Raw genomic sequence first — 14879 nt, 5'->3', positions numbered from 1 at the left:
TGTCGCAAGCCCGAATCCCGAAAACAACCAACCCACATGCGAGCGAACATGCGACTGAAGGACTGAAAGATCCTTGCGATGTCCCACTGCTACCCCACCGGGCCCATCCTTTTGCCAAGCGTCAGCAAGTCCTAGGGGCCTGCCAGGCCATCGAATATCAATGGGAACTCCTTGACTGCAGTTTGTCGCCGCATACGCCCAGGCAATGCGTCAACCGAGTTCGGTCCAACCTTCCAATGCCGGACAGAACAATACGAAATATCGCTCGACACAACCCTAGGCATGGCCCAAACCTAAAGCAGGTGAGTCAAGAACGTCAGCGTCAGCATTTCAGTGCATCAAGAATGGATGTTAGATCCTGTAGCACCGAACGATAGCCGGACGTAACGCATACGCCAGTCAAGTTAAGCACAACTTCGTCGATACCTGCTTCGAAATAGCTAGATATCTTGTGAGCCACCTCATCCGGCGAACCGTAAATGAACGCGCCGCCGGCGATTAGCGCACGCGCACTCGCCTCTGGACTGCTCGGATCCGTCTTGATGTCGGCAAGTCGCAACATACTCGCATAATGCTCCAGGGCTAGGTGTCGACCACAACTTCCCATTACAACGTCAGTGCCGCTTACACCGGACCGGCGAAGCGCAGTCGGAACTATCGCGATCTTTCGTGGGATAGCTCGATGCGACTCGGCCGCTCCTGCATTAACAACTGGAACTATTTCGCGCCTGAGATATTCCGCTGGCGCGAGCCATGTTATCGCTACATCCGCTGCCGAGCCTGCTGAATGCGCCATCGGCGGACGGAGGACACCCATACCGAGCCGGATGCTTGGGGTCGGAAGATCAGGCAAGTGCATCCTGGCTCTTAGGCCAGTTGGATGCCAGGCCGTTGACGGCTCTCCGGTTAGAACTTCTCGAACCGCGTCGACGTAAGTTGACGTGACGGCTCGCGGCCGACGATAGGGGCTGCCAAGAACAGCATCTTGAAAGCCTGGCGATCCGGGACCAAACCCAACCATGACCTCTTTTTGGGAGGCTATAGCGAGAGTCCTTGCTTGCATAGCGGCCGCAAGCGGCGTTCGAAGCGGGGTCAGCGCTACCCCTATCCCGAAAGAAATATCGATGGACGCCGCTGCAGCGTAACTGAGCGCCTGAAAAGGATCTAGCACAATCGACTCACCCAGCCAGAGTCGACGTACACCTGCTTTCGATACCTGGCTCGCGAAAACAGTTGCATCCCGTGGATGCGCAGGAGAAAACGGCATCAGCACGGACACCTCACGCTTCATCTGATCACCCTCGTCATCTCTTATGCGCCTAGAAGCATCTGCGAGCAGGCCTAGCCATCACATGCATCCGACCCATCGTATTCGAAAGCCTCCAGAAGATACCCGAACCGCTTATTGAACGTTTCAACTTGGGAAGACGTAAAGACTTCCCTCCATCGACCTATCCGACCTTTATTGAAAGTAAACGATCGGCGATTGAAGATTCGGCTCGTCACTTGCTCGATGGACTCACATTCCAAATCCAGGAAGGAGATTACGGACGACACCGCAGCCAACTGTCTCTCTGCCGATCCACCGCCTTCGGGCCCTACAAGATCCTCGAAGCGCACACTGAGAACTTTTGGGTGGTTATAAAGCGTTACGCTCTGTTCGAGGTAGCTACCGAATGGCACACGCGGATCCGACAGGGCGTAATCGATTCCCTGATGTACACTCAGCCGACGGAAAATAGGTGCGAACATCTGCGTTTCTGGAAACCGGATCACATTGTACCGATCGACCGCACCGAGGAACTCCACCATCGACAAAAGAATATCCCGGGGATCTCTTATATTGAAGATCCACCTAGGGTCGCCGCCCGCGTCCCATTCTGCGAGCAACATTCTATCTGTGCGCCATACGTCGATTGCATGGAACGTCCAACACAGTCCGGTAGGCGTCTTAGAGAAAGGAGCGGACCATAGCTCGGGTCGGACGTCGAAAGGAAACCCCATCGACGGCTGGGCAATCTCGGCCATTGATAGATGACTGGACGCGAGGCGGTACTGCCAGATCTTAAAGAGCTGGTGCCAAGCCGCATCAGTCCTTGCCAGGAACTCTTCACGCACCTGTTCGGATGTCAGGTCAGGCGCCACTTCTTCCCCCAATACGTCTTTGGCGATGGCTAGACGCTCTCTGATCGAGAAGCTAGGTCGGCCTGCCGATGATGGGACGACGTCGCCGCAGACGCGAAACCCGAGTGCGACCATCAACTCTTGCACGAGGTGCGTTCCCGATTTCGGTGGTGATACAAGTAGCACACGGCACTGAGGCATTGAGCTTTCAACCTACTCTGTTTTGACGGTCGGCCTTAGCTTAATCATTTGTAGAGCATGCCGCCAAAAAGCGAGGATCTTACGCTCGCGGTCTCGGTCAATACCAAGGACTCGGTTAACGTGCATATGTCCAAGGCTTGCCAATAGTGAGCTCTGCGGGACCGTAAGTGCGCGTGATTCCTCCAGGCTGGTGATCCTGCCGGCTACGCTGGACATCACCTCCTCGCGATGGCGGCCAATGTCGACCAAGAGAGACCGCTCGGCCTCAGGAAATGCGCTCCGGCCGTATTGCCACGGGCTAATCAGGGAGCTTACCACTTGCCGTACTGGTCTAAATTCCTCTATGAAGTCCGTTTTTCCTGCGAACTTTTTCGCAGCTTCGAAACGCTCATCTAGCGAAAAACCCCAAGCGGTGTAGATGCGGTCAATACTAAAGGCCATTAGAGCATCTACATCGAGCGTTACCGCTCCGCTTGATAGTGCCCGTAGAAGCTTGCACGAATAGGAGCTATCAGCACCAAAGACGGTTTCAATTTCCCCCATCGACTCCACGCCGCCGTAGCGCTCGATCTCCCGAACGTAGGTGGCAATCGAAAAATCTTTGATGAGGCTACTGCCCACCAACCCTGTAGCCCACTTGAGCATGCGAAGAAGTACCTGTTGCGCATCTTCTGTCGTCGGTGATTTGAAACGCAAGCGGATATGGGGAAGCGGGTCGGCATATCTAATGAAGAACCATTGATCCAACTTGTCGACCGAACGCAACTCTTCATTCAGATCCGCAATCGGTCCGCTGATGAGCGAATCATGTTGACTCGGTTCTGCATAAAGCTTTGCATAGTTCCACGTTCCCCCCGGCAGGGCACACCTGACATCCCGGGGCACCGGAAAGGAGTCACGGCGCCGACCGGGCAGGATATGAGATTCTGAGCCTCGAGACGGTTCCGAACCCGATGGCAAGAGAGGCACCACCACTTCGGAGAAATAGGCCCGTTTACTTTCGTCATGCAACCACAAGGAGCTTTCGCCTACGAACGCTTCGTGAAGGATTGCCGTTTGATGTTGGCCGTGGCCGGCAGGTATTTTTTGTAGCTCACGTTGCAAAGTCACCAAGCTCGCTGGATGTTCCAAATCAATCAGAAGTCGATTGTCGGCTTCGACGATATAGACGTACCGCGGAGCTCCTGAACGTTTCCGCCATGCACTAACCGCGCGGACGAAGTGGTTCTGCCAATCCTTAACATCTAGCTTGAGGTCTTCTGCAGACAGCCGCCACTGAGCCGCACACAGAATTATGTTCCCACGCTGGATGCGAGGAAGGTACGGCATGCTTTCGAAAGTGCCCCAGGAAAAGATGTTCGGGGCGGCTGCCTTCAAGCTGGAAACTTCAAGAAGGAAGCGCGCTGGATTTGGTGCTTGTATGGGGCTTAGCAAATGACTCTGCGTCGCGATGATCTCTTTGCCAAGCTTGCGGGACCTGATATAAAAATCTGTCGGACTCGCACCAATAAGAAGGTCGGATGGATATATGACGCGATCTAGTGGAAGCGATGGCGCGGTGTTAAACAGAATTTCATAACGCCTGGATTTCGGCCTTCGTGCCACGTTGGCTGCCCTGGGTGTCTTCGCTAGGTAACTAACCTCAGCGAAGAGGCCGTCAGGGTAAACGTCCTCTTCCGCGCCTAGAAGCTTCTGCAGCTGATCTTGCTGCTCCTTAGTGAACAGATCGTGGAACCTGCCGAAGGTTCGTCCGCCTTTAGCACGTGCAGCCGCCGGCCCGACGGATACTTTGAAGTCGCCCCTATCAATGTGCTCCGGTGATGCGCTGAGGACTTCAAGATATAGGTCTACGGGGTGGAGTTGGTCGACCGACGAAGCATCAGGTTCTAGACTTTCTTCCAATGACGCTACGTCTGCATCCGATAGCTCTACGGGTTGGAAACCGTTCGAAATAGACCGGGTGATCAGTCGGTATAGGACCGCGTCGCGCTTGCTTTGCCGCAAGGGTGTGGGCAGCTCCTGGATTAGGTTGAACCGAGGTGGCTGGAGGTAAGTGTCTGGAGCGCCGAGACCATACTGGTGGCTCAGCAGTTCCAGGAGTGGAACTTCTGCGTAGGTTCCGAAGTGCTCTATGAATTCACTGTGATACCGAGAGATGTGGGCCAGGTGGTTGCCCCGTCCCGATGTACGCAAAAGCAAATCGGCTGTGATTGCTCCAGCAGTTCCGATTTGATCGCTCAGCGTTGGCGTCTCAGCAGAAAGGATAGCGTCGACATCCCACGAAGTTTTCGTTCGAGTATCACCTGTGGCCACCTCTTTTGCAGCGCGGAATTCACGGATCGTTTCTAGTGGGCAACTGATACCCATGTGATCTATTTCATCAGCGAGTGATGCAACGCGTCGCACGCTAGCTTCGAACGCCTCCAACGGCGGCGATTTCGTCAGTCGATCAATGAGACGGGCATCCAGATTCGACTCCATAGTGGGCGGCCTTAGATCGCTTATAAGAAATCCCAGGTCCTGTAGCTGTTCTGTCACAACCCTTATCTTGTCTATCGCAATTTTGGGGAATCTTTCAGCTACGGCAGCCACAAGAGACGATTTTCGGATAGGAATTTTTGATAGGTTGAAGATTACGGCCAGGAGCGGCATACTTCGTGCAGTTATTGTCTTGTAATCTTCGTCATTACCTGCACCGTTGTCGCTAAGGATGAACCTGCCGGCGCACTCATAAATAGCAGGATGAGCTATTACATTTAGTTCTAGTCTGGCGTCCTTATCTTGTTCCAGGCGTCGCGCTGCGGCGTAGTGCCATGCGATATCGGTTCGCGTAACGAAACGCGAAAGTGCAGACTTCCCCAAGCGTGCCGTAGTTTTCGTATCGAAATTTCCGAACGCTATACCCGAAAAGAGTCCGAATGGAGTGGATCGGGTGGACATTCGAACCAAATAACGCGCTATACCGCTTGCCAGCTTTTCGTCTCGCCGACTGGTGCCACCGAATCCGACGCTAAGCGCGTCGCCCAGGTCAGCGCTTGCTGCCATCAAAGCGAGCCGCACGTCTTGCTGATCTGCGAAGTGTCGCACACGCTGTCTACTGGCTCGGAGGGCGCAATCGCGGTTCCCGTCAGCGCCGGTCGATTCTGGCGGCGAGTCAGGATAAAGCGCGTGAAACGTGTCAGCAGGCAGAATCGGAGCCCGTAGCATGAAGAATCCAGCGGGCTTATAGCGTAGTCCGCGGTCTGGCCCGGCTGCGTCCCGTGCGTTTCCCGTCATGAAGTCTCCTTCAGGCTGTTTGATCGTAAACCGAAAGCTTTCACCGTGGCCGCACGCCCGCATTACGGCGGCTCTGTGTTCGATGTTCAATTCAGCATTAGTATGCGGTCCCATCGTGGCTCTACCGGCGCTGAAGCTGCGAGGAGAGCAAGAAGGACGCCGGCTGCTCCATTGAGCAGGCCAGGGTCGTCAAAGACTCCTTCGGCACCCAGATCGTCACGGAAGCCAAACGGGGCGTCTGGATGGTTACGCTCAAGCAGACGTTCGACTAGCTCTTCGATAGACTCAAGATTTGCCGCGTTTTCTCCGTCTTGCGCGAAGCGACAGGCAATGGTTATGAGCCCTGCGAGTCCATGACAGAGCCCAGCGGTCAACTGACGATGACCGTCCGCCTGGGAGCGGCGCAAGGCTGCGGCGAAGATCGTACGAGAGGTTTCCTCGAGCTCCTGATTCCTAAGCGCAACGCCTGCTAGCCATAGAGATCGTGCGATGCCTGGAGCTCCGTAACACCACGTCGTTGGTGCCAGCGCTGACATTCCCGTTGCCGGCTGATCCGCGGCGCTGTTCAGGTGAACGCCGCGCGGCCAGTTTGGGCCAAACTCATCGAACTCTGCTTGAGCCAATAGCCAGTCACATAGCTTCATAAGCGGCTGCGTTATCCCGGTCGCAAGCTGTTCAGGAGCGAACGCGAGTGCGACTGCGGAGATTACCCCAGCCATCCCATGCGCTACGCCGAGGTCATAATAACCGCCAGGATACTGCTCACGATAGACATGAATCTGCGGCAACAACCGTTGTGGAATATGCCATGGGTATACACCGCTCAGCTTTGGTCCATCAATGAGGTTCAAAAGATAACTCGTCAGTCGATCACTAGCCCAACTAGCCTCTTCGACGGCCGTATCACCGAAATTCAAGAGGCCGATGATCCCTGAAGCGCCATTGATTACGTCGTACTCGTAAAAGCTGACTCCCGGCTCGCTCCGCTCCCATTGAGTCAACTTTATTCGTGTCGCGAGCTGACGAAGAAGGGAGTTCACGATTCTCTGATAGCGGTGATCTGAGGCCGACACATAAGACGTGGCGAGGATCATGCCAGCGATGCCTTCATGCAGTCCGGGGTCAGCGATAGCCTTTTCCCTGGTAGCGTTGGCCGCCGCCTTAAGATAGCCCTTCGCGAAACCATCCCAACCTTCATGCGGAAAGCATCTATGCATTTGCTCGAATGCGATGACGAGGCTGGCATAGCCACATGCCAGGGCTTGAGGCTTCCACAGCGGAGGTGCTTCGGCTGATTCCAAAGCCGCCTCGATCACCTTAGGATCGGCTAGCCTTTCCGCGACATCTTTCGCAACCCTTTGGGCTTTATGCTGGAGGTCCGAACCGAGGAATACTTGCCAAGATTTCAAAGAGTGTGCCTTTGTACGATCACCTAGGTCGCGGGCATTCTGACGGCCGCATTGCGGCCGTCAGAATGCCGTCGACTCCCTTAGCAGCAGCCGTTCCCAGAGAGGGTCGGCGAGCTTACGGAACTGGTGCAGGTGCAGGACTGGTGGCAGGTCACGTAGTTGGTGTAGATCGCAGGGCCGCCCTGGATGGCCGGCGCTACCTCGATCCTGATGTCCAGATCAATGCCGTCCAGGTCGACAAGATCTTCCGGTGAGAGAACCTGCGTCGAGGCCATCACTTCTCCTTGGTGTGGTACACGATTGATTCGGGAGACTGCGTCGACGATTTTGTCGAAGGTGGACCTCGTATACGCACGGATTTTTCACAGGTCCGGCAATGCGATTTGAGATTCAAGTTAGTGGGTTCATATGAGAGCCGAACACCAATTTTCATAGACACCGGCTAGGCGGGCAATCAAGTACTCGTCGCATCGGAGCTTCCCCCGCAGTGCCAAGTCGACTTTTGGCGGTGCGCGATTCCCCATGACCGACAAAACCGACATCTAGGTCAGAACGTTGTGAACCTATCTTCGGTTGATCATTCTTGTCAAGAGAGTCAACTTGCCCTAGTAACGGATGACCCAGCTTGCGTTTTGGTTCTGACCGAAAGACCTCAGAACCTTTTGCTGCGCTGGCCTAAGGCATGCCCGTGTTCTCAGGAAGCCTGTGGGTGGCCAGAATCCGGCTACCGGGTCTGACGTGGGTCTCCGTTTAGCAGGGCTGGCGTCGCAGCACCCAGTACCCTGCTAAAAGGTCCGGGCCTTGCCGGGTGGGGATCACCCGGGTGCTGATCCAGCGTGAGTATCCCGTCACCAGCACCGGCGGGCGGCCAGTTCGCCAGAAACCCAACGGCACATCCACGGGCGGGAACCACAGGTTCCACTGGGCTAGTTCGCCCGGCTAATAGCTTGTGTGTGAAGCGAGATCGGGCGGCTGGTACAACGGCCGCAGCTCTCGGACCGGTCTTTGAGCACAGTCAGGCCCCGCTGCCAGCCGATCCGTTCGGCGATCGCGGTGGTCGGCATGTCAGCTGCCAGACCTGCGGCTCGACCGCATCCACGATTGAGCCTTTGGGCTTGCGAACGTACTTCGGCGGATCCTGCGCCGCCAGCGCCGTACCGTGTTCCACCGACGCCCATCTTCCGGGCGATCGCCCGGATCGGTATCCCTCGCACCGATGCAGCCAGCGGATCTCCGCCCAGTCCTCCACGCTCAGCACCCCTCTCCACTAGCTTGATCTTTAACCCGTTCGGCGTGGGCGTGGGTTCGTGGATTTCTTGGTGCGCCGCTGTCTGGTGTCGTTTCCGATGATGTGCACGTCGTGGCGTGGGGTCGGGTGGGTGTTGGCGCGGCCTGCGGGTCGTCCTGGGCCGGGCCGGGAAGGTTTCGGTGCGCCGGCCGGGCAGGGCAGTTGCGGGCGCAGGTGCCGAAATCCGCGGCGGACGCGGGCGGGGGTGAGCCGCTGTTGGGGTGCTGGTCGTTCCCAGGGGCGGCGTAGGTCGGCGGCCAGGGGGCGGGCCAGGCGCAGCTAGGTGTAGGCGGCCAGGATCAGCCAGGTCCACCGGTCGGCGGCCTGGGGGGTGCGGATCTTCGGGCAGACCCATCCGAGGGTCTGTTTGAGCAGGCGGAAGGTGTGCTCGATGTCGAAGCGGCGCAAGAACGCCTGCCAGAGCCGGTCGATGTCGGTGGGTGTGGCGTCGGTGCCGGACCACCACAGCCACACCGGCTTGGGGATCGCGCCGCTGGGCAGGCGGGTGGTGTCCAGCCGGATCACCGTCCCGTCGATGACGGGCAGGGTGCCGGTCTGGGCGACCCACGCGGAACGATGCGCCAACCGGAGGTGCAGCCGGTCCCAGGAACGGGCGGTGGCCGGCCCGTAGAGGCGGGTGTCGTGGACGGTGGTGACATCTGGGGTGCCCCAGGTGGCGGGATCGCCGAAGACGAACTCGCCGCCGTGCCGGGGTGGCCGACCCTTCGTGCCCGGTACCCAGGGCGGGGCGGCGCGTCGCAGGACACGGTCAGAGCGCATCCGGGCCAAGACCTGAACGGGCAGGTCCCGGAGGAGGTAGGCCAGGCGCGGGCCGTCGTAGCCGGCGTCGGCCACCACCCAGATGTCGGGGTCACCGGGGCGCCAGTGGCCCGCCGCGATCAGCCGTTCGATGACCTGGCGTAGTTGATCGGCCGTCACCGTGGCGGCATCCTGCTCCGGTTCCAGGCGCCGCGCGTCCAGCGGCGCGGTCCAGGAACTGCGGCCAGTTTCCAGCGCGCAGACCACCGAGTACGGCCACCCCGGGATCATCAGATGCTGGTCCTTGCCACGCCCGTAGGTGTGGCACAAGATCCGCTGTGGTGAGGTGTGGGCTTCGGGGCGCAGCCAGCAGGTGACATCGACGGCCAGCACCAGCCGGCCATCGGCCGCCCGTGGTAGCGGCACCGCCGCCAGCGCCGCACCCAGCCGCGCGATGTCCACATCACCGCGAGCCAGTGCGCCATACAGCGACCCGTACCCACGGCGATGCTCGCCGACCAGCGACAACTCCACCAGCGAGCCGACCGGGCCGTCCGCGCACAAGATCGCATCGGCCAGCTCGAACAACGCATCCGCCCGGGTGGTCAGGCACTGGTAGAACTCCCGCCGGAACCGTGACAGCTCCCCGAGCGCACGCACAGCGTCGGCATCGTGCACCCTTCCATCATGATCAACCGGGGTCACCCCACCGAGACCACGGGTTAAAGATCAAGCTAGGGCCTGTCTCGAAGTGAGTGGAGCCATTCGTTGATGGCGGTGATGTGGATGGTGGCCTCGTAGCGGACGGCGAGTTTGATGCCCCTATGGATGTCAAGCGACGGCTTGTTGTGTGCGGGCTTGGGGGTCGGGTCTGGTGATGATCTGGTAGATCTCGCGGGCGACGTAGCGTTTGAGGCAGCGGATTGCTTCGCGGCGGGTCTTGCCTTCGGTCTGGCGTTTGGCCACGTAGGCGCGGGTGCGTGTGTCCCAGCGCAGGCGGGCTATGACGATCATGTAGAGGGCGGAATTGGCTTGCCGGTCGCCGCCGCGGTTGAGTCTGTGGCGGTGGGTTTTGCCGGAGGATGCCTCGATCGGGCTGGCCCCGCACAAGGCAGCGAACGATGCCTGATTGCGGAGTCGGTGGGGGTTGTCTCCGGCGGCGATGAGGAGGGCTGCGGCTGTGTCGGGACCGACGCCGTAGCAGTCCAGCAGCTGTGGGCAAAAGGCGGTGATGGCGGCGGTGATCTGGGTGTTGAGGTCGTTGATCTCCTCGGTGAGGTTGAGGATCCGCCGCGCCAACGTGCGCAGTGTGTAGTCGGCGGCGGTGCTGGCGGTGGTGGGTGCGGCCGGGCTGAGGTCGGCGCATCGGCGGATGAGCCGTGGGTTGCTCAGTCCGGTCAGTGACTCGCGCAGCGCCGGGTCGGCGCGCACCAAGACGGCCTTGAGCTGGTTGATGGCCTGTGCCCGGGACTTGACCGCCGAGCTTTTGGCCGTCTTGAACATACGCACCATCTCCACGTGGCCATCGCCGGTCTTGGCGGCTGCGGCGGCGCGGCCGGAAAGGACGGCTTGGGCGGCCGCTTCGGCGTCGATCGCGTCGGTCTTGCCGCGCCGGCGCCGATGGGCTTTGTCGGGCTGGTTGACCTCGATGACCTGCAGGCCGGCGGCGTGCAGGTGACGTGTCAGCGCGATGCCGTAGGAACTGGTGCCCTCAACACCGGCGCGTTTGAGCGTGCCGAGGCCGCGTGCCCAGGCCAGCAGGTCCTGGTAGCCGGCTGCGGTGGTGGGGAAGCTGCGGCTGCCCAAGGCCATGCCCTGAACGGTGATCACGGCGGCGACATGGGCGTCTTTATGAGTGTCGACTCCCAGCACCACGGTCTCGTCGCTGGTGTCGGTGTGACCGCATTGAGCGGTCTGGTGCATGCTGGACAAGGTCGCCTGTCTCCTGACAGCTCGGGAACGCGGGCTGGCCGACGCCGGGCCGGGCAGGCGGTCAGGACTGTGATGGTGCCTTGTTCGCGGCAAGGCCCCTATCGGGACACGCCAGCCCGGTCCAGCGGCAGCAAGCACCGCCCCGGTGTGGCGGCCGACAGATCAAACTCAAGGCACCATGGCCAGTCGTAACGCGGGTCAGACCACCACCCGAGGCGGCACCCGAACATCCTCACAGTCGTAGCGGGTGGCGACGGCACGGTTGCGTTTGAGCCGGTTGATGCCGCACTCGACCGCGTGACGCTGCCGGTAGATGACCGGGTCGAAGGCTGGTGGCCGGCCGCCTTTGGATCCTTTGCGGCGCCGGGCGGCGTCCTGGTCGGCCTTGCTGCGGATGGTGGCTTTGATGTCGCGGCGGCGCAGGTGAGCGCGGTTGGCGCGGGAGGTGTAGGCCTTGTCGGCCAGGACCCGGTCCGGCCTGGTCCTGGGCCGGCCGGCGCCCAGCTGGGGCACGCTGATCGCCCTCAGGACCGGGATGAACTGCGGGCTGTCTCCGCGTTGCCCGCCGGTCACCACGATCGACATCGGCTTTTGGCCCTGCTCGCAGCTCAGGTGCAGCTTGGTGGTCAACCCGCCGCGTGAGCGGCCCAGCGCGTGATCTGCCGGCTCTTCGGCCAGGCCGCCGCCTGGAGGCTCGGCCTGTTCATCGGGGCGGGTGCGGGCTCCGGCGGCGTGCTGGTGGGCCCGGGCGATCGTGGAGTCCACGCTGACATCCCAGGTGATCAGACCGGCCGCGTCGGCTCGTGCTTGGAGCCCGGTGATGATCTGTTGCCAGACACCGGCTCGCTGCCAGCGGCGGAACAATCCATAGACCGCTTGCCAGGAGCCGTAACACTCCGGGACATCCCGCCAGGGCGCCCCGACACGGACCCGCCAGCGGATCCCGTCGATGAGCTGGCGTTTCGTCCACTTCGACGGCCGGCCTGGCCTGGTGGGCACGGGCAGCAGGGGTTCCAGCCGCGCCCATTGCGCATCGGTCAGGTCGAACCGCCTCGTCACCGCTAGGGTGGCCACGAGGCCTCCGGTTATGGGTTCTGCTTGGTCGCTGAACCAACTACCGGAGGCCTCACTCCTTAACGATCACGACACGCCGTCATCCCGGACACAAGCCGCACTTCGAGGCAGACCCTAGCCGGAAAGGGCTTGAGGTGGGGCCGCTTCAACGTGTCGCCGCTGGCCGTGCTTTCAGGGTCCGTCGTCACTTAACCCGCTGGATCGGCGTTACATCCTTCGCAGTGGGCTTGGACTTGATAGGTAGGTTCGAGCCCCTGTCTCCCTCGCCAGTCCACGTTCGGAAGGGACTGCATTCGACTGCGAGAGAGACAGGACATCCTCATCAGGAGCGCGACAACCGAAGCTCCTCTCCTAGATTCGGTGGCGCTCTCGACTCCCCTCGGAGCGCTGATGTATTGATCGACCCGGCGTCCAAGGATCCAGATTCACGAGGTCACGTGCGACCTGCCACGCGTAGTGGATGGCTTGGGTCGTCGTGGCTCTGCCAGGTGGGTTCAACCACTCCTGCGGGTGCGGGTGGCCTGGGCTCGGGTGGTGACCAGCCATAGCGTTCGATCACTATTACCAGCGCTTCGACCATGTCGGGATCGAGGCACTTGCCGGCTTCGTAGCAAATGCGCTCAAGGGCTTGATCGACCGGGAGCGCTGGTCGATAGGAGCGGCTGGTCGTCATCGCGTCGAAGATGTCGGCGACGGCGATCACACGTGCGTACTCGGGGATCTGCTGGCCGGCGAGGCCACGAGGGTATCCGGTGCCGTCGTACCGCTCGTGGTGATGCAAGATCCCTTGGACGGATGCGTTGATGATCCGTTGGGTGTCTTTTTCGATCGGCGCGTCGAAGACCTCTGTGATCGCCTGAACGATCTCCGGGCCGCGCGCGGTATGAAGTTTGATGCAGGTGAATTCGTCCTCGGTCAACGCTCGGGCCTTGCGCAGGATGCTGGTCGGGATGTTGAGTTTGCCGATGTCGTGGAACATGGCGGCGAAGCGGATCTCCTCCACCCGTGTGCGCGGCATGTCCAGTTCCCCAGCGACCAGCGCTGCCAGGTCCGCCACGCGCTCTCCGTGCGTGCGTGTGAAAGGGTCCCTGACCTCGATCACATCGAGCAGTAGAGCGCTGACCTGAGCAAGCGTGACGTTCTTGACTCGACGGCGTCCGAGCAGACGCGGCAAGCGCCTACCGGAGGTGGTCTCTGCCTTGAGCGTGGACGGCTGCGCTGGCGGTCGTGACGTTGAAGTGTTCATGTGTGCGGTTGCGCCCAGGTTGGTGGCGTTGAGGATCAGCCGCTGGCTGGTGAGGTCGGCGGCTCGCTGACGCAGCACGTGTGGGACCGCATCGGACGGCAGGTCTTGCAGAGCGGTCACCAGTGCGGCGGCCTCCTCGATTCCGGCCGCGCCGGCCGACATCAGAAGCGATTCGGCGAATGCCTTGTCGCCGTGTTCCAGAGCGGAAAGGCCCTGGCCGTAGGCGGCGTCTTGGGTGTCGATGAGATCGGCGAGGTCGTGGATGCGCTGCCGCTCTTCTGGGCTGGTGTCGAGCCGATGGGTTGCCTGGATGAAGCGGTCTAGGGCCGCGTTGTCCTGTGCAGGGTCAGCTGCGGTGGTCATGCGATGAACCAGTTCGTCGATGCGGTCCATCATGTCCCTCCCTCCACCGTGTCGTCTTGATCTTTGAGCTGTCGCAAACGTTTGCGGGCTGCGTTGAGCTGGGATTTCACGGTTCCCAGACTCAGATCCAGGATCTTGGCGGTCTCGACTTCACTCAGACCGCCGATCACCCGCAGAGCCGCGACCTTGCGCTGCTGGACGGGCAGTTGGCGGAACCATCGGATGAGCGTGTCGTTCAACTCGACCGTGGCCGCGGTATCGCGAGGATCGGGCACGCCCGCCAGCCGTGGCTCGGGATCCCCGCGATACCGGCGCAGCGCGTGCCGGGCCGCTTGGCGCTGCCATAGGCGTAGCGCGACCTTGTACAGGTAGGCCTTTGGCTTGGCATACCCGCTGACGGTCTCCCAGCGTTCCCGCACGATCAAGAATGCGTCTTGAACGATGTCGTCGCTGTCGCACGGAGCGCATCCCTGAGCGATCAGGTAGCAGCGCAGCTGACGATGATTGTCCAGGAAGAAACTCGTCACCTGACCGTCCCAGGGACGGCCCGCCGACAGCACCGCCGTTCCCGATGATCCATCCCGCTCTTCGGGTGCAGGCGTCACCGGACCATCTCCGCGCCGGTCCCCGAGCACGGCCGATGGGTGCCGGCAGTGCGGATCTCCCAGCCGCCGCCATCGCCTGGGTGATGGATGAAGTCCGCGCCAGGAGGCAGCGAGGCGAGCGCTGAACGAATGGTCGCCTGCCTCGCCTGCTCCAGTACCAGCGCGGCCTGGGCACGCAGGATCTGACGAAGCAACGCCATCCCCTGCCAAGTGAGCGCGGTGAACACGCTGATCACCTGAGAATCACCGCTCATGCGGGGTTACCCCCTCACGGTCGACTATCTGTCACCCGCTAAAGGCTCTCCAGCCCCCAAAGGTTGGACCTCGCCATCAGAAACCAAATCCGCAGACAGCCATGCGCTCAGCCAGGCCCGCTTCACATCGACGTTAACTGCCGACGGCGGCACCACGCAGCACCCCGCTTAGGCACTTCATAGGCATGCGATCGGCACACTGTGCCGATCGCATGCCCACGTCCTCTCGCCCCCGAGCCTCGGCGCTCATCTGAGAACCGCCGGCTCCCCCAACCATCGACTAACCCGGGCATGACCTGACCGTGCCCCCGGAATGCCCCCCATCCGTGCTCCCGTGCTCCCTCCGGG

The 14879-nt window shown here is 60.8% G+C and carries 11 protein-coding genes; all 11 read right to left on the bottom strand.

Annotated features, from left to right (window positions below; translation table 11 throughout):
• Nucleotides 1–322: 322 nt before the first annotated feature.
• Nucleotides 323–1267, bottom strand: a complete 945-nt coding sequence (locus tag NE234_RS34155; RefSeq protein WP_252785057.1) for an LLM class flavin-dependent oxidoreductase — start codon at nt 1265–1267, stop codon at nt 323–325.
• 74 nt (nt 1268–1341) lie between these two features.
• Complete coding sequence (locus NE234_RS34150) at nt 1342–2271, bottom strand: sulfotransferase domain-containing protein (protein ID WP_252785027.1); 930 nt, start codon at nt 2269–2271, stop codon at nt 1342–1344.
• 66 nt (nt 2272–2337) lie between these two features.
• On the bottom strand, nt 2338–5385 hold the full coding sequence (locus NE234_RS34145) for a lantibiotic dehydratase (RefSeq protein ID WP_252785026.1): 3048 nt from the start codon (nt 5383–5385) through the stop codon (nt 2338–2340).
• A 302-nt stretch (nt 5386–5687) separates the two neighbouring features.
• A complete protein-coding gene (locus NE234_RS34140) occupies nt 5688–7010 on the bottom strand; it encodes a lanthionine synthetase C family protein (protein WP_252785025.1) in 1323 nt (440 codons plus the stop codon).
• 80 nt (nt 7011–7090) lie between these two features.
• Complete coding sequence (locus NE234_RS34135) at nt 7091–7285, bottom strand: hypothetical protein (RefSeq protein WP_252785024.1); 195 nt, start codon at nt 7283–7285, stop codon at nt 7091–7093.
• A gap of 1292 nt (nt 7286–8577) precedes the next feature.
• Nucleotides 8578–9735: an NF041680 family putative transposase gene (locus NE234_RS34130; protein WP_252785023.1), complete on the bottom strand. Its 1158-nt coding sequence runs from the start codon at nt 9733–9735 to the stop codon at nt 8578–8580.
• A gap of 153 nt (nt 9736–9888) precedes the next feature.
• The gene (locus tag NE234_RS34125) at nt 9889–10980 is read right to left on the bottom strand and encodes an IS110 family RNA-guided transposase (RefSeq protein ID WP_252785022.1); all 1092 of its coding nucleotides are present in this window, start codon (nt 10978–10980) and stop codon (nt 9889–9891) included.
• Between the two features lie 207 nt (nt 10981–11187).
• Nucleotides 11188–12063 (bottom strand): IS5 family transposase, encoded by an 876-nt coding sequence (locus tag NE234_RS34120; protein WP_252785021.1) that lies wholly within the window; start codon nt 12061–12063, stop codon nt 11188–11190.
• 433 nt (nt 12064–12496) lie between these two features.
• Nucleotides 12497–13702 carry an HD-GYP domain-containing protein gene (locus NE234_RS34115; protein WP_252785020.1) on the bottom strand — a complete coding sequence of 402 codons (1206 nt, stop codon included), beginning with the start codon at nt 13700–13702 and terminating at the stop codon, nt 12497–12499.
• A complete protein-coding gene (locus NE234_RS34110) occupies nt 13702–14277 on the bottom strand; it encodes an RNA polymerase sigma factor (RefSeq protein ID WP_252785019.1) in 576 nt (191 codons plus the stop codon). The genes NE234_RS34115 and NE234_RS34110 overlap by 1 nt, the downstream gene beginning before the upstream one ends.
• Nucleotides 14274–14531: a hypothetical protein gene (locus NE234_RS34105; protein WP_252785018.1), complete on the bottom strand. Its 258-nt coding sequence runs from the start codon at nt 14529–14531 to the stop codon at nt 14274–14276. The genes NE234_RS34110 and NE234_RS34105 overlap by 4 nt, the downstream gene beginning before the upstream one ends.
• Nucleotides 14532–14879: the final 348 nt, after the last annotated feature.

Origin of the sequence: Actinoallomurus rhizosphaericola (assembly GCF_024055675.1) — a bacterium.
Taxonomy (GTDB): domain Bacteria; phylum Actinomycetota; class Actinomycetes; order Streptosporangiales; family Streptosporangiaceae; genus Actinoallomurus; species Actinoallomurus soli.
The sequence above is the reverse complement of the archived record's forward strand: the minus strand, read 5'-3'. Positions and strand labels throughout refer to the sequence as shown.